The sequence below is a fragment of the Rhizobium sp. GN54 genome (genome assembly GCF_021026345.1).
Lineage (GTDB): Bacteria > Pseudomonadota > Alphaproteobacteria > Rhizobiales > Rhizobiaceae > Mycoplana.
Window position 1 is genome coordinate 1 of record NZ_JAJNCZ010000025.1, and the last position, 3,357, is coordinate 3,357.

A 3,357-nucleotide genomic window follows, 5' to 3' on the forward strand; every position below is an offset into this window, starting at 1 on the left:
TTATGTGATCTTCTTGTGTAGCCGCAAAGTTAGAATGTCCTGTTTCTGCAAAGTTGGAATGTCACACTCCCCGGGTCTGAATGACGTCTGGGAGATTGCGGATGGGATTGATTGCGATGAGTGAGCGCGATCTGCAGCGGATCGAGGTTTTGTCGAAAGTGATCGTCGGCCGTCTGACGTTGGTTTCGGCGGCGCATGCGCTTGAGCTGAGCACGCGCCAGGTGCGTCGGCTGCTGGAGCGGATACGGGTTGGCGGCGCGGTTTCGATCCGGCACAAGGCGATTGGGCGACCATCGAACAACCGGATCAGCGACGGGGTTCGCGATTACGCGGTGACGCTCGTTCGTGAACGCTATGCAGACTTCGGGCCGACCCTGGCGGCAGAGAAGCTGGCTGAGCGCGATGGATTGCAGGTGTCGCGCGAGACGCTGCGCCAATGGATGGCGGATGCCGGACTTTGGCTGTCGCGCAAGCAGCGCCGGACGTTTCATCAGCCCCGGTTGCGGCGCGAGGCCTATGGCGAACTGGTGCAGATCGACGGGTCGGAACATCGCTGGTTTGAGGATCGTTGTGAGCCATGTTCACTGCTGGTGTTTGTCGATGACGCGACGGGCAAGTTGATGCAGTTGCGCTTCGTGCGCTCGGAAAGTGCGTTCAGCTATTTCGAGGCGCTGGAACTCTATCTGAAGGCGCATGGTGCTCCGGTCGCCTTCTATTCCGACAAGCATTCGGTGTTCCGGGTGGCGAAGAAGGATGCCAAGGGCGGTCAGGGCATGACCCAGTTCGGACGGGCGCTTTGCGAGCTAAACATCGAGATTCTTTGCGCAAACTCGAGCCAGGCCAAGGGTCGTGTCGAGCGGATGAACCGGACGCTGCAGGACCGGTTGGTCAAGGAACTGCGCTTGGCGGGCATCTGCGGCATGGATGACGGCAACGCTTTCCTGCCTCGGTTCATGGAACGCTATAACCGCCAGTTTGCCATTGCCCCTGCCCGATCTGATGATCTGCATCGGCCGCTGAATCTTGCCCCGGATCGGCTGCGCGACGTCCTGTGCAAACGTGAGCAGCGTTACGTCGGAGCCCAACTGACGTTCTCCTACGAGCGCCAGCGCATCATGCTCGAGGAGACCGAGGTGACGCGCGGACTGGTCGGGCGCTATGTCGAGACCTACGCCTATGCCGACGGCCGGCTCGATGTGCGCTGGAAGGGACATTCCTTGCCCTATAAGACGTTCGACAAGGACCAGCGGGTGACGCATGCGGCGATCACCGAGAACAAGCGGCTTTCCGATGTGTTGGCCTATATCAAGGAGCGGCAGGATCAGTTGCCGTCGCCGAAGGTCAAGACCAACAGCGAGAAGAATGGCTACACGCCGCGGGGTCGCAAGCCCGGCAAGCGGACGGATTTCATGAACGATCCGGCGATCATCGCTCGACGGCGGCAAGCGCTCTCCAACCTTGATGCCGCTGAATGATCCGCTGGTCGGGCTGTCAAAGCTAAAGCCGATGACCGCCCCTCACCCGCCCCGATCTCACCTTGCAACCCAGACCAGCCGGTCAGATCGGGGCTGGTCGGCATGCCGTGCCGCAGATCAAAGTGACATTTCGACTTTGCACAACTACGGACATTTCAACATGGCCGCCACATCTTGTGTAGCCGCAAAGTTAGAATGTCCTGTTTCTGCAAAGTTGGAATGTCACACTCCCCGGGTCTGAATGACGTCTGGGAGATTGCGGATGGGATTGATTGCGATGAGTGAGCGCGATCTGCAGCGGATCGAGGTTTTGTCGAAAGTGATCGTCGGCCGTCTGACGTTGGTTTCGGCGGCGCATGCGCTTGAGCTGAGCACGCGCCAGGTGCGTCGGCTGCTGGAGCGGATACGGGTTGGCGGCGCGGTTTCGATCCGGCACAAGGCGATTGGGCGACCATCGAACAACCGGATCAGCGACGGGGTTCGCGATTACGCGGTGACGCTCGTTCGTGAACGCTATGCAGACTTCGGGCCGACCCTGGCGGCAGAGAAGCTGGCTGAGCGCGATGGATTGCAGGTGTCGCGCGAGACGCTGCGCCAATGGATGGCGGATGCCGGACTTTGGCTGTCGCGCAAGCAGCGCCGGACGTTTCATCAGCCCCGGTTGCGGCGCGAGGCCTATGGCGAACTGGTGCAGATCGACGGGTCGGAACATCGCTGGTTTGAGGATCGTTGTGAGCCATGTTCACTGCTGGTGTTTGTCGATGACGCGACGGGCAAGTTGATGCAGTTGCGCTTCGTGCGCTCGGAAAGTGCGTTCAGCTATTTCGAGGCGCTGGAACTCTATCTGAAGGCGCATGGTGCTCCGGTCGCCTTCTATTCCGACAAGCATTCGGTGTTCCGGGTGGCGAAGAAGGATGCCAAGGGCGGTCAGGGCATGACCCAGTTCGGACGGGCGCTTTGCGAGCTAAACATCGAGATTCTTTGCGCAAACTCGAGCCAGGCCAAGGGTCGTGTCGAGCGGATGAACCGGACGCTGCAGGACCGGTTGGTCAAGGAACTGCGCTTGGCGGGCATCTGCGGCATGGATGACGGCAACGCTTTCCTGCCTCGGTTCATGGAACGCTATAACCGCCAGTTTGCCATTGCCCCTGCCCGATCTGATGATCTGCATCGGCCGCTGAATCTTGCCCCGGATCGGCTGCGCGACGTCCTGTGCAAACGTGAGCAGCGTTACGTCGGAGCCCAACTGACGTTCTCCTACGAGCGCCAGCGCATCATGCTCGAGGAGACCGAGGTGACGCGCGGACTGGTCGGGCGCTATGTCGAGACCTACGCCTATGCCGACGGCCGGCTCGATGTGCGCTGGAAGGGACATTCCTTGCCCTATAAGACGTTCGACAAGGACCAGCGGGTGACGCATGCGGCGATCACCGAGAACAAGCGGCTTTCCGATGTGTTGGCCTATATCAAGGAGCGGCAGGATCAGTTGCCGTCGCCGAAGGTCAAGACCAACAGCGAGAAGAATGGCTACACGCCGCGGGGTCGCAAGCCCGGCAAGCGGACGGATTTCATGAACGATCCGGCGATCATCGCTCGACGGCGGCAAGCGCTCTCCAACCTTGATGCCGCTGAATGATCCGCTGGTCGGGCTGTCAAAGCTAAAGCCGATGACCGCCCCTCACCCGCCCCGATCTCACCTTGCAACCCAGACCAGCCGGTCAGATCGGGGCTGGTCGGCATGCCGTGCCGCAGATCAAAGTGACATTTCGACTTTGCACAACTACGGACATTTCAACATGGCCGCCACATCTTGCGTTACCGGGTGGGCGCAAGTTTGACGTGCGACATGCCAATGATTTCCATACGCGATCGCCCCTCGCCG

At 60.3% G+C, this 3,357-nt stretch carries 2 protein-coding genes; both read left to right on the top strand.

Annotated elements, in window-relative coordinates:
* Nucleotides 1-101 precede the first annotated feature (101 nt).
* Complete coding sequence (locus LQK81_RS26145) at nt 102-1,475, top strand: ISNCY family transposase (protein WP_230809318.1); 1,374 nt, start codon at nt 102-104, stop codon at nt 1,473-1,475.
* A 262-nt stretch (nt 1,476-1,737) separates the two neighbouring features.
* The gene (locus LQK81_RS26150; protein ID WP_230809318.1) at nt 1,738-3,111 is read left to right on the top strand and encodes an ISNCY family transposase; all 1,374 of its coding nucleotides are present in this window, start codon (nt 1,738-1,740) and stop codon (nt 3,109-3,111) included.
* Nucleotides 3,112-3,357: the final 246 nt, after the last annotated feature.